This window comes from Chryseomicrobium aureum (genome assembly GCF_043182735.1).
GTDB lineage: Bacteria > Bacillota > Bacilli > Bacillales_A > Planococcaceae > Chryseomicrobium > Chryseomicrobium aureum.
Genome location: NZ_CP171117.1, coordinates 1,998,676 through 2,021,006, shown reverse-complemented (window position 1 = coordinate 2,021,006; position 22,331 = coordinate 1,998,676). Strand labels below are relative to the sequence as shown.

27 protein-coding genes are annotated in these 22,331 nt (G+C 42.4%); 23 read left to right on the top strand and 4 right to left on the bottom strand.

Translation table 11 applies throughout. The features are described from left to right. The first annotated feature begins 57 nt into the window (after positions 1-57). The 14 genes from ACF3OH_RS10585 (at position 58) to hxlA (ending at position 11,516) form a co-directional block, all read left to right on the top strand. On the top strand, positions 58-273 hold the full coding sequence (locus ACF3OH_RS10585) for a helicase (protein ID WP_392454591.1): 216 nt from the start codon (positions 58-60) through the stop codon (positions 271-273). A 112-nt stretch (positions 274-385) separates the two neighbouring features. Beyond that, complete coding sequence (locus tag ACF3OH_RS10580; protein WP_392454589.1) at positions 386-754, top strand: alcohol dehydrogenase catalytic domain-containing protein; 369 nt, start codon at positions 386-388, stop codon at positions 752-754. An 84-nt stretch (positions 755-838) separates the two neighbouring features. Beyond that, complete coding sequence (locus tag ACF3OH_RS10575; protein WP_392454587.1) at positions 839-1,858, top strand: LacI family DNA-binding transcriptional regulator; 1,020 nt, start codon at positions 839-841, stop codon at positions 1,856-1,858. After that, positions 1,859-2,815 (top strand): sugar kinase, encoded by a 957-nt coding sequence (locus ACF3OH_RS10570; protein WP_392454585.1) that lies wholly within the window; start codon positions 1,859-1,861, stop codon positions 2,813-2,815. An 8-nt stretch (positions 2,816-2,823) separates the two neighbouring features. Then, the gene (gene hxlB / locus ACF3OH_RS10565; RefSeq protein WP_392454583.1) at positions 2,824-3,366 is read left to right on the top strand and encodes a 6-phospho-3-hexuloisomerase; all 543 of its coding nucleotides are present in this window, start codon (positions 2,824-2,826) and stop codon (positions 3,364-3,366) included. A gap of 12 nt (positions 3,367-3,378) precedes the next feature. Next, complete coding sequence (allD, locus tag ACF3OH_RS10560; RefSeq protein ID WP_392454581.1) at positions 3,379-4,392, top strand: ureidoglycolate dehydrogenase; 1,014 nt, start codon at positions 3,379-3,381, stop codon at positions 4,390-4,392. 54 nt (positions 4,393-4,446) lie between these two features. After that, positions 4,447-5,445 carry a TRAP transporter substrate-binding protein gene (locus ACF3OH_RS10555; protein ID WP_204589684.1) on the top strand — a complete coding sequence of 333 codons (999 nt, stop codon included), beginning with the start codon at positions 4,447-4,449 and terminating at the stop codon, positions 5,443-5,445. Positions 5,446-5,516: 71 nt separating this feature from the next. Further along, a complete protein-coding gene (locus ACF3OH_RS10550) occupies positions 5,517-6,011 on the top strand; it encodes a TRAP transporter small permease (protein WP_204589683.1) in 495 nt (164 codons plus the stop codon). Beyond that, the gene (locus ACF3OH_RS10545) at positions 6,011-7,282 is read left to right on the top strand and encodes a TRAP transporter large permease (RefSeq protein ID WP_392454579.1); all 1,272 of its coding nucleotides are present in this window, start codon (positions 6,011-6,013) and stop codon (positions 7,280-7,282) included. Before ACF3OH_RS10550 ends, ACF3OH_RS10545 begins: the two co-directional genes overlap by 1 nt. Before the next feature lie 15 nt (positions 7,283-7,297). After that, positions 7,298-8,317 carry a zinc-binding alcohol dehydrogenase family protein gene (locus ACF3OH_RS10540; RefSeq protein WP_392454577.1) on the top strand — a complete coding sequence of 340 codons (1,020 nt, stop codon included), beginning with the start codon at positions 7,298-7,300 and terminating at the stop codon, positions 8,315-8,317. Between the two features lie 17 nt (positions 8,318-8,334). After that, positions 8,335-8,967 carry a bifunctional 2-keto-4-hydroxyglutarate aldolase/2-keto-3-deoxy-6-phosphogluconate aldolase gene (locus ACF3OH_RS10535; protein WP_392454575.1) on the top strand — a complete coding sequence of 211 codons (633 nt, stop codon included), beginning with the start codon at positions 8,335-8,337 and terminating at the stop codon, positions 8,965-8,967. Between the two features lie 4 nt (positions 8,968-8,971). After that, positions 8,972-10,042 carry a mannonate dehydratase gene (uxuA, locus tag ACF3OH_RS10530; protein WP_392454573.1) on the top strand — a complete coding sequence of 357 codons (1,071 nt, stop codon included), beginning with the start codon at positions 8,972-8,974 and terminating at the stop codon, positions 10,040-10,042. Positions 10,043-10,047: 5 nt separating this feature from the next. Further along, positions 10,048-10,881 (top strand): SDR family oxidoreductase, encoded by an 834-nt coding sequence (locus ACF3OH_RS10525; protein ID WP_392454571.1) that lies wholly within the window; start codon positions 10,048-10,050, stop codon positions 10,879-10,881. 2 nt (positions 10,882-10,883) lie between these two features. Beyond that, positions 10,884-11,516, top strand: coding sequence for a 3-hexulose-6-phosphate synthase (gene hxlA / locus ACF3OH_RS10520; protein WP_392454569.1), 633 nt, complete (start codon positions 10,884-10,886; stop codon positions 11,514-11,516). 303 nt (positions 11,517-11,819) lie between these two features. On the opposite strand, the gene ACF3OH_RS10515 is transcribed toward hxlA, so the two are convergent. Continuing rightward, on the bottom strand, positions 11,820-12,656 hold the full coding sequence (locus ACF3OH_RS10515; protein ID WP_392454567.1) for an STAS domain-containing protein: 837 nt from the start codon (positions 12,654-12,656) through the stop codon (positions 11,820-11,822). 253 nt (positions 12,657-12,909) lie between these two features. Between ACF3OH_RS10515 and ACF3OH_RS10510 the strand changes: the two genes are divergently transcribed. From ACF3OH_RS10510 to lepB, 9 genes are all read left to right on the top strand, one after another. Further along, positions 12,910-14,091, top strand: coding sequence for a M20 family metallopeptidase (locus tag ACF3OH_RS10510; protein WP_392454565.1), 1,182 nt, complete (start codon positions 12,910-12,912; stop codon positions 14,089-14,091). Between the two features lie 243 nt (positions 14,092-14,334). Further along, the gene (locus ACF3OH_RS10505; RefSeq protein ID WP_392454563.1) at positions 14,335-14,784 is read left to right on the top strand and encodes a HEAT repeat domain-containing protein; all 450 of its coding nucleotides are present in this window, start codon (positions 14,335-14,337) and stop codon (positions 14,782-14,784) included. 171 nt (positions 14,785-14,955) lie between these two features. Beyond that, positions 14,956-16,596 carry a bifunctional metallophosphatase/5'-nucleotidase gene (locus ACF3OH_RS10500; RefSeq protein ID WP_392454561.1) on the top strand — a complete coding sequence of 547 codons (1,641 nt, stop codon included), beginning with the start codon at positions 14,956-14,958 and terminating at the stop codon, positions 16,594-16,596. A gap of 588 nt (positions 16,597-17,184) precedes the next feature. After that, entirely contained in the window at positions 17,185-17,613 is a 429-nt protein-coding gene (locus ACF3OH_RS10495; protein WP_392454559.1) for a hypothetical protein, read from the top strand. A 50-nt stretch (positions 17,614-17,663) separates the two neighbouring features. Beyond that, entirely contained in the window at positions 17,664-17,798 is a 135-nt protein-coding gene (locus ACF3OH_RS10490) for a hypothetical protein (protein WP_392454557.1), read from the top strand. 12 nt (positions 17,799-17,810) lie between these two features. Beyond that, positions 17,811-18,362, top strand: a complete 552-nt coding sequence (locus ACF3OH_RS10485; protein ID WP_392454555.1) for a hypothetical protein — start codon at positions 17,811-17,813, stop codon at positions 18,360-18,362. A 131-nt stretch (positions 18,363-18,493) separates the two neighbouring features. Beyond that, positions 18,494-18,637 carry a hypothetical protein gene (locus ACF3OH_RS10480; RefSeq protein ID WP_392454553.1) on the top strand — a complete coding sequence of 48 codons (144 nt, stop codon included), beginning with the start codon at positions 18,494-18,496 and terminating at the stop codon, positions 18,635-18,637. 60 nt (positions 18,638-18,697) lie between these two features. Next, the gene (locus ACF3OH_RS10475) at positions 18,698-19,147 is read left to right on the top strand and encodes a hypothetical protein (protein ID WP_392454551.1); all 450 of its coding nucleotides are present in this window, start codon (positions 18,698-18,700) and stop codon (positions 19,145-19,147) included. Between the two features lie 2 nt (positions 19,148-19,149). Continuing rightward, positions 19,150-19,671 (top strand): signal peptidase I, encoded by a 522-nt coding sequence (lepB, locus tag ACF3OH_RS10470; RefSeq protein WP_392454550.1) that lies wholly within the window; start codon positions 19,150-19,152, stop codon positions 19,669-19,671. A 45-nt stretch (positions 19,672-19,716) separates the two neighbouring features. On the opposite strand, the gene ACF3OH_RS10465 is transcribed toward lepB, so the two are convergent. The 3 genes from ACF3OH_RS10465 to ACF3OH_RS10455 form a co-directional block, all read right to left on the bottom strand. Then, a complete protein-coding gene (locus ACF3OH_RS10465) occupies positions 19,717-20,715 on the bottom strand; it encodes a diguanylate cyclase domain-containing protein (protein WP_392454549.1) in 999 nt (332 codons plus the stop codon). A 192-nt stretch (positions 20,716-20,907) separates the two neighbouring features. Continuing rightward, the gene (locus ACF3OH_RS10460) at positions 20,908-21,546 is read right to left on the bottom strand and encodes a transposase (protein WP_392454548.1); all 639 of its coding nucleotides are present in this window, start codon (positions 21,544-21,546) and stop codon (positions 20,908-20,910) included. Between the two features lie 197 nt (positions 21,547-21,743). Continuing rightward, positions 21,744-22,331: an HRDC domain-containing protein gene (locus tag ACF3OH_RS10455; protein WP_392454546.1), complete on the bottom strand. Its 588-nt coding sequence runs from the start codon at positions 22,329-22,331 to the stop codon at positions 21,744-21,746.

Below are 22,331 nucleotides of genomic sequence, written 5' to 3'. Positions count from 1 at the left end.
GGTAAATATGCTGGGGAAGGCTTTGACCATCCGCGCTTAGACACTATTTTCTTAACGATGCCAGTTTCTTGGAAAGGTACACTTGCGCAATACGTTGGCCGACTCCACCGAGCATACGAAGGCAAGGAATCTGTAGAAGTATACGATTATGTAGACCATAAAGATGAAGCGTTCTTGAAGATGTACGAAAAGCGCTTGAAAGGGTACAAATCACTTGGCTATTCAACAGTTGAGGAAGCGAAGAAGGAGAAGAGTCAGTTGCGGTTGTTTTAAAAGGTGACAGGCACCATTTGGAAGTAGAACCCATTTGGTGCCTGTCACCCTTTACCATCAACTTCCATTTGGTGCCTGTCACCTTCCAACAATATCGAAAGGTGGGACCCCCATGAAAGCTGTCCAAGTAACCGGCTACGGAGACATCGACAAACTTGAGCTCGTCGAAGTCGCTATCCCCGAACTGAAAGCCAATCAAGTGCTCGTTAAAGTGAAGGCCTGTGCAATCAACAATACCGAAATTTGGATGCGAGAAGGCGCCTACGGAACGGATTCGAAATCGGGATGGCGTCCAGAAGGCGTTCACTTCCCGCGAACACCCGGTTCTGACATCGCAGGACAAATCGTGAAAGTCGGAAAAGATGTCGACACTTCTATGACGAGTCTGGGTGACAGGCACCATTTGGGAACAGCTCCCATTTGGTGCCTGTCACCTTTTAAATTAAATAAAACAAATTTTAAAAAAACTCTTGCAAAATGAAAACCCTTTCATTTATACTAGCAATTAAGCAAGTAACTAAACCGGTTTAGTAAATCGTTTTAGTCTAATTGGAGGAAGGCGCATATGAAGAAAATCACAATGATGGATGTAGCAAAAGAAGCAGGCGTATCCAAAAGTACAGTTTCCCAATACATAAACAATCGCTTTGAGTACATGTCTCACGAAACAAGAGAGCGTATCGAACAAGCGATCAAAGACCTGGGCTACATTCCAAACTTCATTGCCAAAAGCCTGAAACAAAAAAAGACATCTACAATTGGCGTCATTGTTGCAAATATCTTACATGCGTTCTCTACAGAAATTATCCGTGCAATTGAAGATGTTGCTGGAGAACACAATGTGCATGTATTTGTATGTAACGCGGATGACAATCCCGAAAAAGAAAAAGACTATATCGAGATGCTTCTTGCAAAGCAAGTCGATGGTCTTATCATTTTACCGACAGGTGGCAATATCGATTTGTACTGCTCGCTAAAAAAAATGAATTTTCCAATTGTCTTTATGGATAGAAAGATTCACCCGACATTGTATCCGACACTACTGCTTGATAACCATGCAGCAGCAGACATGGCAGTGTCACAGTTGATCCAAGCTGGGAACAAAAAAATCGGCTTTATCAGTTCAACCATTCTTCCTCAAGTAACTCCTCGGATGGAGCGACTGGAAGGGTATCGCCACACTTTGATGTTGAATGGATTAGAAGTCAATGAACAATGGATTGTCCAAGGTAAGGGAGAAGACATCCGGCATCAACTCGTTGCACTTTTCGAAGCAGGAAACTTTCCAGATGCGTTTTTCACAGGAAATGATCTTTCACTTATCGAATTATTAAAGTTTACAAAACAAAATAACTTACAAATACCAGAAGATCTGCGTGTGGTGACAATCGATGATTCTCCGTATCTTGATGCATTCACACCTTCCATCACAGTAGTCAAACAGCCCACATTTGAAATGGGCAAAGAAGCAGCAACGTTCTTACTAAAATTAATCAAACACCCGATCTTCAAAGAAGAGTATGACGCGAAACGCTATTCGCCAACGCTGATTAAACGGGAATCCATTCAAATGGAGCGAATATAAATGCAAAAGACAATGAAAGTTCTCACGATTGGGGACGCAATGATTACAATGAATCCAAAGGAGACAGGGCCACTTCGCTACGTTTCGACATTTGAGCGAAAAGTTGGCGGAGCAGAGTTGAACTTTGCTATCGGCTGTGCACGCCTTGGGCTGGACACCACTTGGGTCAGCAGGCTTGGCGATGATGAGTTTGGCCGGGTCATCTACAACTTTGCACGAGGAGAAGGCGTACAGATGTCGCATGTGGAATTTGTTGAAGGTCATCCGACATCCGTGAACTTCAAAGAGATTCGTGAAGACGGCTCTGGGAAGACATTTTATTACCGCACGAACTCACCTGTGCTGACTTTCACAAAAGAGCAGTTTACAAAAGAGTTGTTTGCAGGAATCGACGTCTTCCATATTTCAGGCGTATTCATGGCGATCGACCCACAGAATGTACTACTGATCCAACACCTTGTAAAACTTGCGAAAGAGTGGGGAGTGACGGTGTCATTCGATCCAAATCTGCGTTTAAAGCTTTGGACGATTGAAGAAGCAAGAGAAGCTTTTACACTTTTATGGCCATACATAGATATTGTCTTGACGGGATTAGATGAAATCGAATTATTGCTCGGTTACAGTGACCAAGGAAGTTTAGCGACTTTCAGTGACCAACACCATATTCAAGATTTCGTGATCAAAGACGGGGCAAACGGTTCACTTCTTTATTCAGAAGGAAAATGGGTAACTGCAGAAGCATTTCCTGTAACACCAATCGATACAGTCGGCGCAGGGGACGGATTTGATGCAGCCTATATTTATGCCTCTATGCAAAATCTTCCCGCATCTGAAAGACTCCGAGTGGCAAATGGTGCCGGAGCGCTAGTTACAACTGTGTCAGGAGATAATGAGGGACTCCCTTATCTGGCTGAACTAAACCGGTTTATTAAAAATGAATCGGCAATTGAACGGTAGGTGTTTACATGAAGACAATCCAGACCATTGTTGATGAAATGAAAAAAGTCCTTTCTGAGGTTCACTCACAGCAGTATCACCAACTAGTCGAACTATTACAGCAAGACAGACGCTTCTTTTTTACAGGAGAAGGTCGTTCTGGATTTATTATGAAAGCGGTTGCGATGCGGATGATGCATGCTGAGAAACGAGTGTATGTCGTGGGTGAAACGATTACTCCTGCGATTCGGACTGGAGATGCACTTATTGTGTTATCAGGTTCCGGCACTACCTCATTAAGTGTCCATAGTGCCACTCAAGCCAGCAATTCTGGAGCCACCGTGTTTTTAGTAACGGCAGATGAAGATGTACTAGGAACAGCACCTTTTCTTCAAGGTCTCGTACTCCCGGCTGCAACCAAGTCTAAAAAACACGCACATCGTAAAACGATCCAACCATTAGGCAACCAGTTTGACCAAGCAGCACACTTACTTTTAGATGCTGCCATTATCGATGCAATTGAAGGAACATCTTACGATTCGCTAAAAGACAACCATGCGAATCTGGAATAGGAGAGACAACATATGACAACCGTAACTAAACCGCATCAAGAAGTGAAGGAGCTAGCGATTTCTAAATTCGTAGCAGCAGGTATTTCTGCCGAGCATGCTGAAAAAGTAGCGGACGTATTGATTCATGCCGACCTCCGAGGTGTCAACTCGCACGGTGTGTTGCGCACCGAGCACTATGTCAACCGAATCAAAGCAGGCGGCATAAATCCGTCGGCCAAACCACTCTTTACCGCTTCTGGCCCTGTTACAGGGACAGTCGACGGCAATGATGGATTCGGGCATGTCAACGCAGACATCGCCATGGACCACGCAATCAACATGGCGAAAACAGCTGGAGTGGGCATGGTGACGGTCAATAATAGCAGTCACTGCGGCGCACTTAGCTATTTTGTGGAAAAAGCCGCAAAGGAAAACTTGATTGGGATGGCTATGACCCATACCGATAAAATCATGGTGCCTTTTGGTGGCCGAGAAGCGTTCTTAGGGACAAACCCAATCGCTTACGGTATTCCGGCACGAGACAACAAACCATTCATTCTTGACATGGCAACGTCCACAGTGGCGCTCGGAAAAATTCTTCAACATCGAGAGCTTGGAAAAGAAATTCCCGTCGGTTGGGGTGTTGATGAACAAGGGAATGCAGTGACAGATCCTCATGCGGTGAAAGCATTGACACCATTTGGCGGTCCAAAAGGCTACGGATTATCGGTCATTGTCGATATCTTTTCTGGCTTACTTGCCGGCGCTGCATTCGGTCCGCACATCGCACCAATGTATGAAGGGTTGGACCAGCCACGTAAACTCGGCCATTATGTCTGTGTAATCAATCCATCCTTCTTCACATCACTTGATGGCTTCCTTGACTCTATGGATCAGATGATGGATGAGCTTCGTCAAGTGGAACCGGCAGCAGGCTTTTCACAAGTTCTTGTCCCAGGAGAAATTGAGCAACAAAATGAAGAGCGGAGTTTACAAGAAGGTATTACGATTGCATCTTCAGTTTACAAGTTTTTAGCAACGCCTTAACTAACGGTACTAAAGATTTTAGTATATAACTTACACTTTAAGGGGGATTTACACATGAAAAAATTACGTTGGGTATCCGTACTCGCAGCTTCTGCACTATTTTTAGGGGCTTGTGGATCAGACAGCAGTTCTTCAGGGGAAGAAGGAGTAGAATCTGTAACATGGAAACTTGGTCACTTAGCCGATGAGAATCATATTTGGCACAAGACAGCTGAAGAGTTTGCTTCTTTAGTAGAAGAGAAGACAGACGGATCAATCACAATCAATATCTACCCAAGTAACTCATTAGGTGGAGAAACTGATACAATCAATGCTATTTCTGCAGGAACAGCAGATATGGTCATCTCTGGTGAAACACTACAAAACTGGGCGCCTAAAGCAGCGTTAATGGCGACACCTTATGCATTCCGCGACTTAGAGCACGTACAAGCAGTAGTTGAAGGGGAAATCGGACAAGAAATTGCAGATGAAATCAATGAAAAAGCCGGCTTAACACCACTTTATTACCATACACGTGCACCACGTAACTTGACTTCAACTGAAAAAATTGAAACGCCTGCAGATTTGGCTGGATTCTCAATGCGTGTTCCAAACGTTCCATTGTTCTTGAATGCTTGGGAAGCAGCTGGAGCTAAGCCACAAGTAATGGACTTCAATGAAGTATTCACAGGCATTCAGCAAGGCGTCATCAATGGTCAAGAAAATCCAGTTGATTTGATTCAAAGTGGAGCACTTTATGAAGTACAAAACTTTGTAAACCGCACAGAGCACGTTTACTCTTGGATTTATGTACTTGTTGGGAATGCACAGTGGGAAGCAATTTCAGATGAGCAACGTGCAGCAGTCGAAGAAGCGGCTGCTGAAGCACAAGCTTTTGGGGAAGCACTCTACACAGAGGAAATCTCCAAAATTGAAGCAGCTTTAGAAGAAGAAGGCATGGAGTTTGTTGATGTGGACCAAGATGCGTTCCGCGAAGCAATGGTTCCAGCAGTAGAAAGCTTCTTAAGCGAAGAGCAGTTAGATCTATACAACCGTATTTTAGAAACTGAATAATAGGGAATCTAAAGGCACTTTGGACGATTGTCCTGTGCCTTTCCCTTTATATTTTAAGGAGGTACTCCCCTATGGGCGTATTAAAAATTATCAGTCGCATACTAGGACTTTTATCCATCCTCTGTCTGACAGGGTTAATCATTGTAGTATCCATGCAAATTTTATCACGGTATTTACCATTATCGTATGTTTGGACTGAAGAACTAACTCGCTACCTTTTCTTATATGCCATTGGATTTGCAGCACCTCTAGCACTTCTTCGAAATGAATACATCAACGTCGATCTGATTGTTAACCGTTTTCCAGAGACGTTCCGCCGGTACTATGACATCGGCGTTTATGTATTGATAGCTCTCATCAGCGCAATTTTAATTAAAGAAGGATGGACATTTATTGAAATCGGTCGGGCACAAATGTCAGCTACTATGCCGTTTTCAATGTCAGTGATCCATGCCTCACTCTTCATTATGGGTGTTTTTTTACTAATCATGTCATTAGTGCGCATCGGATTTCTCTTCAAAAATAAGAAGAATCCATTTGAGACGACGTATGGAGGGGAACTGTAATGGCACTATTGTTATTCGGAAGTTTTATCATTTTAATATTCTTAGGTGTTCCAATTGCTTTTAGTCTAGGTTTGTCTTCTGTTCTCTATTTAATTGTCGCTGACATTCCACTAACCATTCTTCCCCAACGAATGTTTGGTGGGTTGAACTCATTTGTTCTACTCTGTATCCCTGGCTTCATTTTAGCTGGAAATCTGATGAATGCAGGCGGGATCACAGACAGAATCATTGGGTTTGCCGATAATTTGCTAGGTCGTGTACGCGGAGGTCTTGGGCTTGCGAATGTTGGAGCTTCCATGGGGTTTGCAGGAATTTCAGGTACAGCACTTGCTGATACCGCGAGTATTGGTTCAATCCTAATTCCAGCCATGAAAAAGCAAGGATATGGTGCTGGATTCTCTGTAGCCGTTACTGCTTCTTCATCAACAATCGGAGCTATCATTCCACCTTCTCTTCCAATGATTATTGTCGGAACACTCGCTTCTTTATCGATCGGAGATTTATTCCTAGCTGGGACGATTCCTGGAATTTTACTTGGATTAGGTTTAATGATTCCAACGTACATAATCTCGGTGAAGCGCAATTATCCAAAGGGTGAGAAAAAGTCATTCAAAGAAGTATGGAAAAGCTTTACAGGTGCATTTTGGGCACTATTTATGACCTTCATTATTTTATGGGGGATCTTAGGTGGATACTTTACACCGACAGAAGCTGCAATTGTTGCTGTTATTTATGCGTTTATCATTGGAATTTTTGTATACAAAGAACTACCGATTAAAAAAATCCCAGAAATCATGCTATCAACGATGACTTCTACTGCTGCCATCATGCTATTAGTAGGATTTGCGAATCTTTTCGGATGGATTATGGTTGCAGAGCGCATTCCACAAATGGTGGCGGATACAATCCTGGGTATATCAACGAATGGTGTAGTTGTAATTCTATTAATCATTGTTTTGTTATTGTTTGTCGGAACGTTCATGGAAACCATTGCGGGTCTTGTGATTTTATTCCCAGTCTTACTGCCAGTTGCAATGGAAGTCGGAATGGATCCAATCCAATTTGGTGTCACAATGGTTCTCGCAATGATTATAGGTGTAGTCACACCACCAGTAGGGGTCTGTCTATTCGTTGCATCACAAATAGGAAATGTTTCGATGGGAACAGCTACTAGAGAACTACTGCCATTTTTAGCAGTGAGTTTGATTGTGTTGCTACTTGTTGCCTTTGTTCCTCAAGTCACATTGTTCTTACCGGGTTTATTTGAATAAGGAGGAAGTTCAAGTATGAAAGCTATTCAAGTAAAAGAAGCACATCATCTTTTTGTAGCAGAATTAGAAGTACCTGCTATTCAACATCCAAGCGAGGTACTTGTAAAAGTGAAGCGTGCCGGAATATGTGGGTCGGATATGCATATTTACCACGGTACAAACCCACTTGCTACATATCCTCGAATCTTAGGGCATGAAATTGCAGGAGAAGTTGTTCAAGTGGGGGAAGATGTAGAAGGCCTCCAAGCTGGAGATCACGTGGTTGTAGAACCAATTCGCTATTGTGGGACATGCTACGCGTGTCGAAAAGGACGCCCGAATGTATGCAAGGAGTTGTCTGTCTTTGGTGTTCACGAAGACGGTGGGATGCGCGAGCAGTTTGTCCTTCCAGCGCGTCAGCTTCACAAAGTAAATTCAGATTTACCTTGGGAAGAAGTAGTTCTCGCCGAACCCTATTCAATCGGAGCCCAGGCAGTTTGGAGAGGCAATGTTGAAAGTGGAGACTTCGTTTTCATACACGGATGTGGACCTATCGGAGTTTGTATTCTAAAAATGGCGAAGCTTGCAGGCGCTACCGTGATGATGTCCGATTTAAAGCAAGAGCGTCTAGCATTTGCTAAGGAGAATGGTGCGGATTATGTAGTCTCGCCACTAGAAGAAGATGTTTTGACGAAATTACTAGATGTGACAAACGGAGAAGGAGCAAACGTCGTCATTGATGCCGTGTGTTTGCCACAGACTGTTGAACAGTCCATTGATATGGCTTCAGTAGCTGGAACGATTGTTATTTTAGGATTCGATCAACGTCCTTCGCATATCCCGCAACTTCCGGTCACGAAAAAAGAATTGACGATCGTAGGGTCTCGTTTGCAGACAAACCAGTTTGCAAAAGTGGTTCAATTGCTAAATGAAGGTAAGTTGAAAGAACAAGGGTTGATCACGCATCGCTTCACAATCGAGCAAGCGCAAGAAGCGTTCACCTTTGTTGAAAACAATCCAGATACCGTTCGGAAAGCTTTGATTGAGTTTTCATAACTAAGAGGAGGCAGACCATGGTAGCGAAGTATGAAACATTAGCAAAACTAAAAGAATTGAAAGTAGTTGCCGTCATACGCGGGGCATCATCGCAAGAGGCGATTGACGTATCTCGTGCAGCAGCAGCAGGCGGTTTAAAAGCCATTGAAGTGACGTACACAACACCGAATGTTGCGGAGGCTTTTCGCGCACTTCAAGATGAGGACTGTCTAGTAGGCGCTGGTACGGTCTTAGATTCGGAGACTGCAAGACATGCGATCTTGCACGGTGCACAGTTTGTGGTAAGTCCACACTTTAATCCTGAAATTAGTACAGTCTGTAACCGGTATTCAATCCCTTATTTGCCTGGTTGCCTAACAATCAAAGAAATGGTGGAAGCAGCTGAGTGTGGACATGATGTCATCAAGCTGTTCCCAGCGAATAACTTTGAACCATCCTTTATTGGTGCTGTTAACGGTCCACTTCCACACTTGCAGATTATGCCGACAGGTGGCGTCAACTTAGCAACCGCGCGCTCATGGCTAGATGCAGGAGCCTTTGCTGTAGGGGTTGGGAGTGACTTAACAAAAGCGTACCGCTCGGGTGGTGCGCAAGCTGTTACAGACCTAGCCAAAGAGTACATGGCGTCAACTTTAAAGGAGGGAGAATAAGGCGATGAATATGACATGGCGCTGGTATGGTCGTGGTAACGATCAGATCACTTTAGAGCACATCAAACAAATTCCAAACGTAAAAGGCATTGTGTGGGCACTTCATGGTAAAGCGGCTGGAGAAGTATGGCCACTTGAAGAAATCAAAAGTGAAGTTGACTACATTCGTTCACACGGATTCCATGCTGATGTTGTGGAAAGTGTAAATATTCACGATGCGATCAAGATTGGTTCTCCGGACCGAGATACGTATATCGAAAACTACAAACAGACGATTCGTCATCTAGGACAGGTTGGCGTAAAAGTCATCTGCTACAACTTCATGCCAGTGTTTGACTGGACGCGTACGGATTTGTATCACCCCCTTCCGGACGGATCTACAGCGCTCTTTTATGAAAAGAGCAAAGTACATGATATCGAGCCAGCAGAGTTGATTGAGAAAATTGCAAGTTCGACTACGATGACTATGCCGGGGTGGGAACCGGAGCGACTTGCTAAAATTCAGGAACTATTTGATGCGTATGCAGACGTCACTGAAGACGATTTATGGGAAAATCTTGCGTATTTCCTAAGCGCAATTCTTCCAGTTTGTGAAGAACAAGACATTCAAATGGCGATTCACCCAGACGATCCACCGTGGTCGATTTTCGGATTGCCACGCATCATGACGAGCGGCGACAGCTTGAAGCGTTTACTCGAGATTTCCGATTCAAAAGCCAATGGGATCACGTTCTGTACAGGTTCTCTTGGTGCAAATCCATCCAATGACATGGTAGCACTTGCCCATCAATTTTTGGCGCGTTCACCATTCTCGCATCTCCGCAACGTCAAAATTTTTGAGAACGGAGATTTCATTGAGACGTCTCATTTTACGTCAGACGGCTCTGTCGATTTGACGAATGTCGTGCGTGAGATGGCGGATCAAGGATTTACGGGATACGTTCGTCCTGACCACGGGCGTCATCTTTGGAACGAGGAAGGCCGTCCAGGATACGGATTATATGACCGAGCTCTAGGCGTTATGTACTTAAATGGTCTCTGGGACGCATTTCAAGCGCGGAAGCAGGAGGTCTAAACACAATGTATACACATGAGAACTTAAGAGGCCGAGCTGCTGTCATTACAGGAGGAAGCGGCGTATTGTGTTCCGCTATGGCAAAGGAATTAGCAAAACAAGGCGTTCGTGTTGCGCTCGTCAACCGTACGATTGAAAAAGGGCAGGTCATTGCAGATGAAATTCGAGCGTCGGGTGGGAAAGCGGTTGCTTACTCTGCAGACGTTTTGGACCGGGCATCGCTTGAAGCTGTTCGCGACCAAGTGATCTCTGCGTTTGGACAAGTAGATATTTTGATTACAGGAGCAGGCGGGAATCAACCGGCCGCTACTACGACGAACGAGGTATTTGGAGAAGGCGATGCCACGCAGACTTTCTTCGATATGGACGCTCTCGCGTTCTCGAAAGTATTCGATTTGAATTTCACCGGGACATTTTTGACGTCTCAAGTGTTTGGAAAAGAGTTATTGAAATCTAAGAATCCTGTCATTTTGAATATTTCATCGATGAGTGCTTATTCGCCGATGACCAAAGTTCCTGCTTACAGTGCTGCAAAAGCATCTATTAACAATTTCACGATGTGGATGGCGGTTCATTTCGCGGAAGCTGGCCTGCGCGTCAACGCCCTTGCACCAGGATTCTTCTTGACCGAGCAAAACCGTAAGCTACTCACACATGAAGATGGAAGTCTGACAGATCGCTCACACAAAATCATGACGCACACACCGATGCGCCGGTTTGGTAACCCTGAAGATTTGATTGGAACGATGCTCTGGCTTGTCGATGAGTCTTATTCCGGCTTCGTCACAGGCGTCACTGTACCGGTCGATGGCGGCTTCATGGCCTATTCGGGTGTGTGACCATGAAACTTCAACTAGCGCTTGATCGCCTCACGCAAGAGAAGTGTTTTGCATTGATTCAAGAAACAGCGGAGGTCGTCGACATTGTGGAAATCGGCACCGGCGTCATCAAAGAATACGGTATGGCAATTGTGCGGGACATTCATAAGCAATTTCCGGATAAATCTCTTTTTGTTGACATGAAAACGTGTGATGCAGGTAGACACGAAGCCTATCAAGCTTTTGAAGCGGGTGCTAGCTACGTTACTGCAATGGCATTTGCCGCGGATCAAACGATTCAAGATATGTTACTAGTTGCGAAGGAGTTTGAGGGCGAGATCGTGATCGACCTTTTAAATTGTTCGGATCCCGCCAGAGTTCGAGCACTTTATGAGCTCGGTGCACGTCATTTCTGTCTTCATATCGGCAAAGACATGCAATCAAAAGGGGACACTTCCGTTCTTTCACACATCGATTTAGTGGATGGTTTAGATGGCGTAACTATCTACATCGCAGGGGGTATCAACTTAGAGCGTGCTCACTATTTGGACGCTACACGCATTGATGTAGCAATAGTTGGGAGCGGTATAACTGCTAACAATACCCCACGGATCGAGGCACAGGCAATCCGTAGTGTATTGATGAGCAAATCGTAAATGATTGGAGTACTTAATGGGTGCCTGTCACTAAATGGGAATCACTCCCATTTAGTGACAGGCACTATCTGGGATATTACATCCAATTTTAGAGTCAAGGAAGCACCTCCGCTGTGGCGGAGGTGCTTTTGGCATTTAGAAGGTTATCTACAAGAGGTGAGTTTTTAGAGTTTGAATAGTTGAATGAAACTTTTTGGGGGTGACAGGCACCATTTGGATTCACCTTCCAGTTGGTGCCTGTCACCAATTAGGTATACATTCCAAAAAAACTAGAGCAACCACAGTTGGCTACTCTAGTTTCATTTAATCGTGTATATATAACTCCAACGCACGTGAAAGCGAACTGTGCATTTTGATGTCTTTAAAATCCAACCCTAGGTGTACAGCGGTCTGCGCAATTTCAGGGCTCATTCCAGAAAGTGAGGTCTGCACGCCAATTAAGCGCAGTCCCTTGATCAGTTGGAAGATTTGATGGGCCACCATTGTATCGATAATAGGTACGCCTGATAAATCAATGAACAGTCGCTCAAATTTCTTTTCCGCACATTGCGTCAATGCTTTCTCGAAAATGACTTGCGCACGATATGTTGTGATTTCACCGATCAATGGGAGTAAGCCGATGTTGTCAGTCAATCGGATGACAGGCGCACTCATTTCCACAATCATTTCTTGTTGCGCATTCAAGCGCTTTTCTGCAGCTTCCATATGCTTATGTGTGAACTCTAAAATAATTCCGTTTACAGAGTCTGTTACACCTTTCGACCATTTCATGACCTCGATTGCAGAAAATTGGTCCGCGTTGGCTATGACATATTTCTCAATCAACTGCATGTATTGCGTCTCGATTCGGAAAAATTCCGCAATAATCTCTTCTAGCGGTGTCATTTGATGGGCTGTATCTTTGGAAATACTGTCTACCCACCGATGTACTTCTTCGTCATAATTTATCATTTCAGGATCAAACAACTTTGCAAACAATAGATGAAAAGACTTGTTTTGAGCTTTCAATAACTTGATTTCATCGGGGTTTTGAGTGCCATATACGCCATTACGGTCCTTATCGAGCGAATTGTACCAGTTTTCGGTCAGATCGTCCGCGCGATCACGAATAAACTCATATAGTTCTTGATTTTTAATCATACATTCCCTCCACTAATTAGGTAATCATTAAATTCAATACCTACTATGTTATCATTAAATGATAGTTTTGGTGCCTGTCACCATTTGGAAGTAGCTCCCATTTGGTGCCTGTCACCCCTTCTTACTACCATAAAGAACAAAAAAGTATCAAAAAAAGTTTTTTGGAGTAAAATCTGGGAACATAAAGAAATAAGAATTCGTTTATATGTTAAGCTAGAGATTATAGATTTACCAAAACAAGGAGAGATAAAGGATGCATTATTTCAGGACACAGTTGCCAGAGATGCTCACTAAACTCGAAGAAATCGTAAATATTGATAGTGGTTCCAGGTTTAAAGCTGGAGTCGATGAAGTGGGCGACCGTCTAGCCCGTGAATACAAAAAGATTGGTTTCACAGTAAAGATTCATGAAAATAAAACACTGGGTAACAACTTGGTGTTGAAACACAAATCTGTAAAACACCCCAAAATTTTAGTTATTGCCCATATGGACACGGTGTTCCCAGAAGGTACAGCAAAAGAACGCCCATTCCGAATTGAAAATGGATATGCTTATGGTCCTGGAGTTGCTGATATGAAAGCAAGCCAAATCAGCCTTTTATACGCCATGAAATATCTGCAGTCTTTGGACCCGGATGCTTTAAAAAATGTCGTCATCATCTTAAATGCAGATGAAGAGATCGGTTCTCGCACGTCACGTACATTAATCGAACACTACAGTCGACTAGTTGATTATGCGCTTGTTATGGAACCCGCTCGAAAAGATGGTTCAGTTGTGTCGTCACGCCGAGGTGGGGGGCGCTACATTATGCGCGTACGCGGAAAAGCGGCCCATTCTGGTGTTGCACCAAAAGAAGGCGTAAGTGCAATCCAAGAACTTGCCTACAAAATCACAAAACTGCATCAACTTTCTGACCATGACAATGGGGTTTCGATTAACGTCGGGAAGATTGAAGGTGGTCGCTCGACAAGTGTCATTCCAGACTCTGCGGTGGGTTACGTGGATGTGCGCGTTCAGAACAAAAAGCAGGGGCGCGATGTCACGGAGCAGATTGAGACCATTTGTGCGGAATCGGATGTGGAAGGTACGACCATCGATTTAGAAGGTGGTATCAATCGTCCGCCGATGGAATTCGATGAGAAAAACCAAGAGCTATTGGCCATTGTGAAAAGTGTTGGAGAAAAACACGGGATCACAGTAACGGATACACATACGGGTGGTGGCTCAGACGCTTCATTCCCGTCTTACCTTGGTGTAGCGACGATCGATGGGATGGGACCTATCGGAGACAAAATGCACAATGAAGGTGAGAACGTTTTAGTTGAATCCCTACCAGAACGAACGTTACTTCTAGCCGAAACAATCCGAGAATTGTCTCGTCAAAATGAGCGTAAAGTTGCAACTGCGAAAGAGAATTCAAAGCAGTTTGCCTAAATAAACGAGGAGTTGAAATCAATTTGATTTCAGCTTTTTTTTTGCGGGGCAATATCCAAATTGTGGATGGCCCTATTTTCCGCCTGCTTCCAAATAGTGCCTGTCCCTATTTGGAAGTGAAACCCAATCATCAATCACACTATTTTCAGTCATTTGTATCAAACGCTACAAACGACTATACTTAATGGACACTACTGGGAGCGAGAAAAAACCCCTTCCAGTTTCGAATGAGGAGAGATTACCATGACTGATAACACCAATGAACAAACTGTTTCTGAATGGATTGGCCAAGCACGCGACCGCTCGAGCTGGGAAACACGCCTGAACGCAGTGAAAGAATTAGAGAAATATGACACACCAAAAGCGCACGATACAATTATCAGCTTAGCGCTACATGACCGCGTTTATGCGGTGAAAGAAGAAGCAGTGAACATCGCAAACCGCTTAAACTTGAAAAAAGATGGCCAGAAGATCACACTTTCCAAAAAGAACACGAAATACAAAAACAGTGATTTCACAAAAGTGTTCCATCAGGTGAAGCGTGAAACGGAAATGGATGAGTTTGAACTCGATGCCTTCAAAGAAGCTTTCCAATCCGCAAACCCTGAAATGTATGACACGATGCACTACGAGCACGGAGAGAAGTTCGATACGTGGATTGAAAACAAATACATGAATTTGCCGAAGAAATAAAACGAATTTATTTTCACTACTTTAAAGGAATTATAATTTTTGTTTAGTGAATGTAAAATTTGAAATTGATTGAACATTTCATATATATATTCTGATAGAATTATGTTGGGAGTTGTTACTGAGCTTCTATGTTTTTACTATGACTTATTTTAATCTCAGGGGAGGACTAACATGAAAGAACAAAACAAGTTTTACCGTAAGTTTATCTCTGCAGTAGCTTCTGCTGCTCTTTTGACATCTATCACTATTCCTACAGTCTCTGCAAATATGAAAGGTGCTAATCCAGGCAAGGCAGAACCTTATGAACTGACAATTATGCATACAAATGATACACACGCACACTTAGATACAGTGGCAAAACGAATTACTGCCATCAAAACTGTTCGTGAAGAAAGTGCTAATTCACTTTTATTAGATGCTGGGGACGTTTTCACTGGAACATTATATTTTAACGAATATAAAGGTTTAGCAGACCTAGAATTTATGAACCTGATAGGCTATGATGCTATGACATTTGGAAATCATGAATTTGATTCAGGCACTGCGGCCCTTGCGAACTTTGTTAAGGATGCTAACTTCCCTTTCGTTAGCGCGAATGTTAATTTTGAGAACGATCAAAATATGAACGTTTATGCTAATAACATCATTACTTCTAAGCCAAATAATGGTGAAGCTTACAAAGGGATTGTTAAAGAAGTAAATGGAGAGAAAATCGGAATTTTCGGTTTAACTACTGCTGAGACTATAGATATCTCTAGCCCTGGACCAGATGTAGAATTCACTGATTATATTGCAGAAGCAAAACAGGCAGTAAAACAATTCAAGAAACTCGGGGTCAATAAAGTTATTGCCATCACCCACATTGGATTTAACGATGGTGGAGGCGACAATGATCTGACTTTGGCTAAAGAAGTAGACGGTATTGATGTGATTGTCGGAGGGCATACTCATGTTACTTTAACAGAACCAGTTGTCGTTCACACTCGAAGTGAACCTACTATCATTGTGCAAGCGAACGAGTATGGAAAGTTCCTTGGTACTCTGGATGTTTCATTTGATAAAAAAGGAAGAGTCATTCAGCATACAGGTAAGCTCTTGGACGTCAATAGCTATCCAGAAGATGCCGAAGCGGCACAAATTTTGAATGAAAAATATAAGCCAGCGGTGGATGAAGTGAAAAACACGGTTGTCGGAACTGCAGCTGTGGATTTGATTGGAGGAAACCCTGCGGCACGTACTGGGGAAACTAATTTAGGAAACTTTATGACTGATGGTATGCTCGAAAAAGCAAAAACCGTCAACCCTAACACAGTAATCGCGCTTCAAAATGGTGGAGGAATCCGTACATCCATCCCTGCCGGAGAGTTCACTTTGGCAAAAGTTTTCGAAGTTATGCCTTTTGGAAACTCTTTAGGAATTATGCAGCTTACAGGATCGGAAATTAAGGAAGCATTAGAGCATAGTGTCAAAGACGCTCCTACAGCATCGGGTGCTTTCATGCAGGTATCAGGCATGAAATTCACCTATAACAGCAACCTTCCTGCTGGACAGCGTGTAGAAACAATTGAAGTGAAAGAAGATGGTGTGAATTACGTCACCCTTGACCTAACTAAAACATATGCAGTGGCAACGAATAACTTTACTGCAAAAGGTGGCGACGGATATAGTGTTTTCGCTAAAGCCTACAATGAGGGTCGCGTCAGCGAACCTGGATTTGTTGATTGGGAAATATTCACTGAATACGTTTATGCTCAAGATCAGCAAACAATAACTTCTGCGGTAGAAGGTAGAATTATCGACGTAGCAAGATAATATCCTAAACCCAGTTAAAACTGCTGGGTTCATGAAGACAAAGGGATTCGAAATATAACTAATTTCGAATCCTTTCTCTTTTTTTTGTCTATTTTCAGTCAATATAGAATGAATAGACTGGCTATAATGCTTATATTTCCAGTTCATTTATCATCTGGAGCATCAAATTTTCTAACTAATTGATATACAGAGATCAATGTGTCAATTGTCAGCATCTCAAGTTGGTCTCTCTAGTTACCGATATTCTTCCTAATCATGGTCGAGTTCACTCTAAACAGTTGGTAGATCTATTATAAAATAAACTGCAAACAAATTTAATATTTCATGAGTTTGTCTGCAATCTGAAAGCCGTATCTAAAACCTTTAGTAGGTTCTGGATACGGCTTTTCATTTTGCTTTTAATTAGTCGGTGACTGTCACCACATACTCGACACTATACCTCAAAAGTAGTATCCACAATGCACCAATAAAGAAAAAATTTTTCCCTAAGGTAGTTCAATTTGTACTCGCAAGAGGGAGGTTACCTGACTATCACATGCCCATACTGAGGATAGAGCTGAAACGACTCAAGTAAAGGAGGGAGGAATGATGAAAAGAAAGCTAATTTTATCTTTTCTTGTAGTGGGGTGTCTGCTTTCGGGACCTGCAGCGGCAAAATTATCGACTGGGAATCACTTTCAAGAGTGGCACAACAAACAGCTTCAATTGAGTAAAACCATAACCCAACAAGAAGTTATTTCACAGACGGTCGTCCAGATGTTTGATTTCGCAAATTGGATAGAAGAAATGGCACAACTAATCGATGAGCAATTAGATGTTTCGGAGCTAGTCTCGAGTAGATCAATTGAGATGAATGAGTATGCGGATATGCAACAAGGTCGGGTACAAGCCACAAAAAGTACAGTGCACACAAATGAGTTAGAAGTATTTGCTGAAGAACAAAAGGAAGAACTTCCAACTGTTATGGAGGAAGAACTTGCAAAGTACTTCGAATCAGAATTTTTAAATCGGGAATAATGGAATCTTAAATTCTACTTAAATAAACCAAACCTTGAGGAGATGGATGAATGAAAAACACACTAAAAACAAAATTGATTGCAGGTACAACGGCGGTAGCATTATTCTCTGGAGCAGGCTTTGCATTTGCCAATACAAGCGCTGGAGATGTCTTTAAAAATTGGTACGATGCACAATTCAACTAAGCGAAAACATCTGTGAATACTGAAGTGACTAATTACGCATTGGGCAAAGAGAAAGATGCTCGAGGCTATTATAATGCAGAAGTGGCGAAAGTGAACAATCAAATTGCAACAGCAGCAACTGCCCAGACAAATGAAAAATCTGGAGCTATGAATGATAAAGCACAGGCACATGCAGACTCTTTGAATGCAGAAAAATCTAAAATCATGACAAATATGGATGGTCAATTCACAGCGTTAGAGTCTGAAATTAAAGGGATTATGGATTTTGCAGCAGACGAAATTGAAAAAACAGCAAACAGCCATTTTAATGAGAAAGCAACTACAGCTGGTGACAAAGCTTTCAAAACACTTCAAGATGACCTAAACAAAGCAAAAGGTGACGCAAATACGAAACTTGGAAATGCCATTACAAATGCTAAGACAGAAGTGTCGAATGCTTTGAATGACAAGAAAGGCGCAACTGCCAAAGAATTCAAAACTTATTTGGACGGTGTTTACGCACAGTTGAAAACTGACGTAACTGCAATTGTAGACGGGTACATCACTGCTCAAAAAATCGATTAGCGATTGAGGCTTCTCGTATTGAAGGAGAAAGCACGAAAGAATTAGATGCCATCGTTTCTGGAATTAACAACTAATTTCACAATTCAACAGAGTCTCTTTCGGGAGACTCTTGTTTTTTAGAAGGAACAAATATGAAGATGAAAAGTAAAGTCTCCAGTCATGTGGTCAAATTTCTAATTGGAACTGTTTTTTTAATCGGAATGGGGATATCAAGCATCCATGTGGCGTTTGCTGAGCAGGATATTTCAACTCTATTTCACCAGTGGTTTGATTAAAAGAAAATAGAGTCCGTTTCCACACTTCAAACAACTGTGGGATCTGAAAAAAACGCTCAAATGATTCGTTTGAAAGAACATTTGCAATCGGAAATGAAACGAGCTGAACGTGAATTGGCTGAACATGAGCAACAACAAATCGCTTCTTCAGTAGCAGAACTTCGAGCGCACACAGATCAACTTATTGCATCTGTTAAAATCGATAATACATCTGAAAACCAAAAGGTCATTAACGAGCTCAATGCTATTTACAATGAAGCCGTGACAAAAATGGGCAGTGTAGAACTTGTGGTCATTCCAGAAGAACCCGACACTGAAAATGGTAATGGTAATGGTAATGGTAATGGTAATGGTAATGGTAATGGTAATGGTAATGGTAATGGTAATGGTAATGGTAATAGTAATGGTAATGGTAATGGTAATGGTAATGGCAAAAGTGAAGTTTCTTCAAGTGAAGGGGAAACTACTAACGAAGCAGTAACTACTAGCGAAACAGAACAAGGAGAATAGATGTGACGACCTATCAGCTCAAATCAACAGATGTGCCACTTAACACAAAGACAAAGAACAAGGAACTTTTTGGATGGGTTCGATTCGTCTTGATTTTATTAGCTATTTTTTTACTTTTCCGATTCGGTGTTGCGATTTCCATCATCAGTGGAAGTTCTATGGAACCGACTTATCAGGATGGAAGCGTGGTTATTTCAAATACGATTCTATTCGAACCTGAACTTCAAGACATAGTCATCTACTCAGATAATAATGGATTTGATGTCATCAAGCGGGTCATAGGAACTCCGGGGGACACAGTTGAAATTTTACAGGGGACAGTGCTTGTGAACGGAGTGGCCTTAGAAGAGGGCTATACACTTGGAGCAGCTGATTCAATGCCTATGGTCAAACTTGCACCGGATGCTTACTTCTTAATTGGAGATCACCGGACACCTGGCGAAAGTTATGACAGCCGCTCAGAAGAAATAGGCGCATTTCCACTGGATGCTATTAAAGGCGAAGTGTTGTTTTCAATCAATTAAAAAACCAGAATCAATTCGTAAAAGTGAATTGATTCTGGTTTATTTTCATTTCAAATCCCTGTGAAATTTGTAATTATCTTTTCCGTTTGCTTTCACTTGATAAAGTGCCGTGTCTGCATTCCGAAGAAGTCGGTCTGCATCAATCCCGTCTTTAGGGTACATGCTTATACCAATCGAGCAGGTGATTGTAAAATGCTTACCCTCCACTTCGAAAGGTGTTTCAAAACTTGAACTAAGCCACTCGACAAACTGTTTGGTTTCCTGTTCATCTTTATCCGCTAGAAGAAATAGGAACTCATCGCCCCCGGTTCGAGCAAGCGTGTCATATAGACCGAGCTTTTTGTAAATACGCGTGCTGAGTTGAATAAGAAGTTCGTCACCAACAAGATGACCATGCTGATCGTTCACTTGTTTGAAGTTGTCTAAATCCAAATACAGAAGAGCAAATGAAGTGTTCCGCTTTTCCGAACGCGCTAATAAGGAGTGCAAGCGATTTGTGAACATACGGCGGTTAGGAAGCCCTGTCAGATCGTCCAAATAGATGAGGTCCTTTAATTGTGCTTCTTCAAGCTTGCGATCCGTGATATCTCTTAAGATGAAACTGATAAAACGACCTTCTCGAATGGTCCATGTTCCAATACTGACCTCAATGGGAAACTCCCGCCCTTTACTTGTGAGGCCAAGTGTTTCAATCATACGATCAAAATTTGATGAGTCTTCGAGCTTTAAAAATTCTGTGATGGCTTGTTTGTAGGAAGGTTGAATTTGTTTCGGGACGACAGTGAAAATGGGTGTGCCAATCATCGTGGACTTTGTGTAACCGAAAAGTCGTTCAGCACCTCTGTTCCATTGTACAACCGCCCCATCTATGTCGGTGACGATAATGGCGTCGTGGGCCGATTCAATCAGAGCTTGAAAGCGAACTTCCGAATCGTCGAGTTGATTATGTAGCTTTCGTTGATGTTTTAAACTAAAAATAAGGGAAACGAGCAGAAGTATACTTATACCGATCAAAATAATAAGGCCACTGTTCCAATTTTGCATGTCAGGGTTCATCATCAATCATCCTTTCCGTCAGACAAACAGTTCAAAAAATCAGTTTAAATGGAGGTATATGGAATCTTTCTAGTTGTTTATAGAACTATATATGTCTAAAGAATTATACAGTAAAAATGGGTTATAAGATACAGTTTTGGCGTTTAAGATATGGTGAAAGATATGGTGCCTGTCACCTAGTTACTTTTTCTCTAAACTAACAAAAGGAAGTAGTTGACGAGAATCATATTCTTCTAATTCCACTCCATTTTCGATTGCAAAAAAGCTTCGATGTAAAACAAAAACAACATAACTAGTAGTTGTCTTTTCAAAAGGATAATACAGTAAGTTGGGTAAGTAGGTAAGGTCTAAGAATGTAGGAGGTTTCTTTTCTGAAGAAACATAATGAGGAAAACTGCTGTGGGGATAGTCTTTCAAATTCTCAACCATTGGTACTTGGGTCTGAATCGGGTTTCGGTGAATGTAGGCACTAGTTTCCAAAACTTTGCGAGGAGTACGCACTGCAAACGCCCAAAATCTTTGCTGATAAATACGACCGATAAAGTCATAGCGTTTTCGGTAATGATCGCTATAGCGTTTATTGACAAGCGCCATTATTTTAGAGAGATTACCGTGTTCTTCACGAATCAGAATGTGGTAATGATTTGACATGAAACAGTATGCAACAATTTGAAAAGGATAACGTTCATGTGCAAGTTCAAAGGATCGAGTGAGCTCCAGCATATCCAGGTCTGTTGGATAAACGTTGTGGCGGTTGTTTCCGCGCATAATACAATGATAAAAATGATTGGGTTGAAATGCTCTTTTTTTTCGAGGCATATAGCCACTCCTTTCAAATAGAATACATTCACATTACCACAGTATGGAATCAATTGGGAATAACGCATTTTTGATCTCCGAGTCTATAGAGGTGACAGGCACCAAATGGGAACTGCTGGTAAATGGTGACAGGCACCATCTAGTTTCTTGAAAAGTAGAAAACCCATCCCTGAATCATTCAAGGGATGGGTTGCTTGCTAGGCTTTTGCTGGTTCTACTTGTGACTCCGCCGCTGCTTTTTGAACAATGGCTAAAATCGCTTCACCATAATCCTGAATTTTTCGGGGGCCGATGCCATAAATAGTTCCTAATTCTTCTAGTGTCGTGGGCTTGTGAATGGCAATGTCTATAAGTGTTTGATTGGTGAAAATAATGTATGCAGGCTGGCCATTTGCTTTTGATTCGCTATAACGAAACTCACGTAAAGCGCGCTTCACATTTTCACTCGTTTCGTCCAACACTGTCTCGAGGAGTGGTGATGAAAAAGAAGCTGTCCGTGGGATATGCGTCAGATCAATAAGAGGAAGTTGCCCGGTCATATGCCGATGAAGGACTTCCAACAAGTCTTCTCCAAATTCTTCGGCTTTGTTCAGAGTGATGCCAGGAACACGCAAAAGTTCGAGGAGTGTTTTCGGTTTGTGAATTGTAAGGTATTCCAGAGTGGCATTCGAATAAACGCGAGTTACTTTTCGAGCATCTTGTTGGGCGAAGTGGTAACGAAAGGCGCGCAAAATCATACGAAGTTCTTCGTCATTTGCAGTGGATGAAGCTAGTGAGGTCAACAT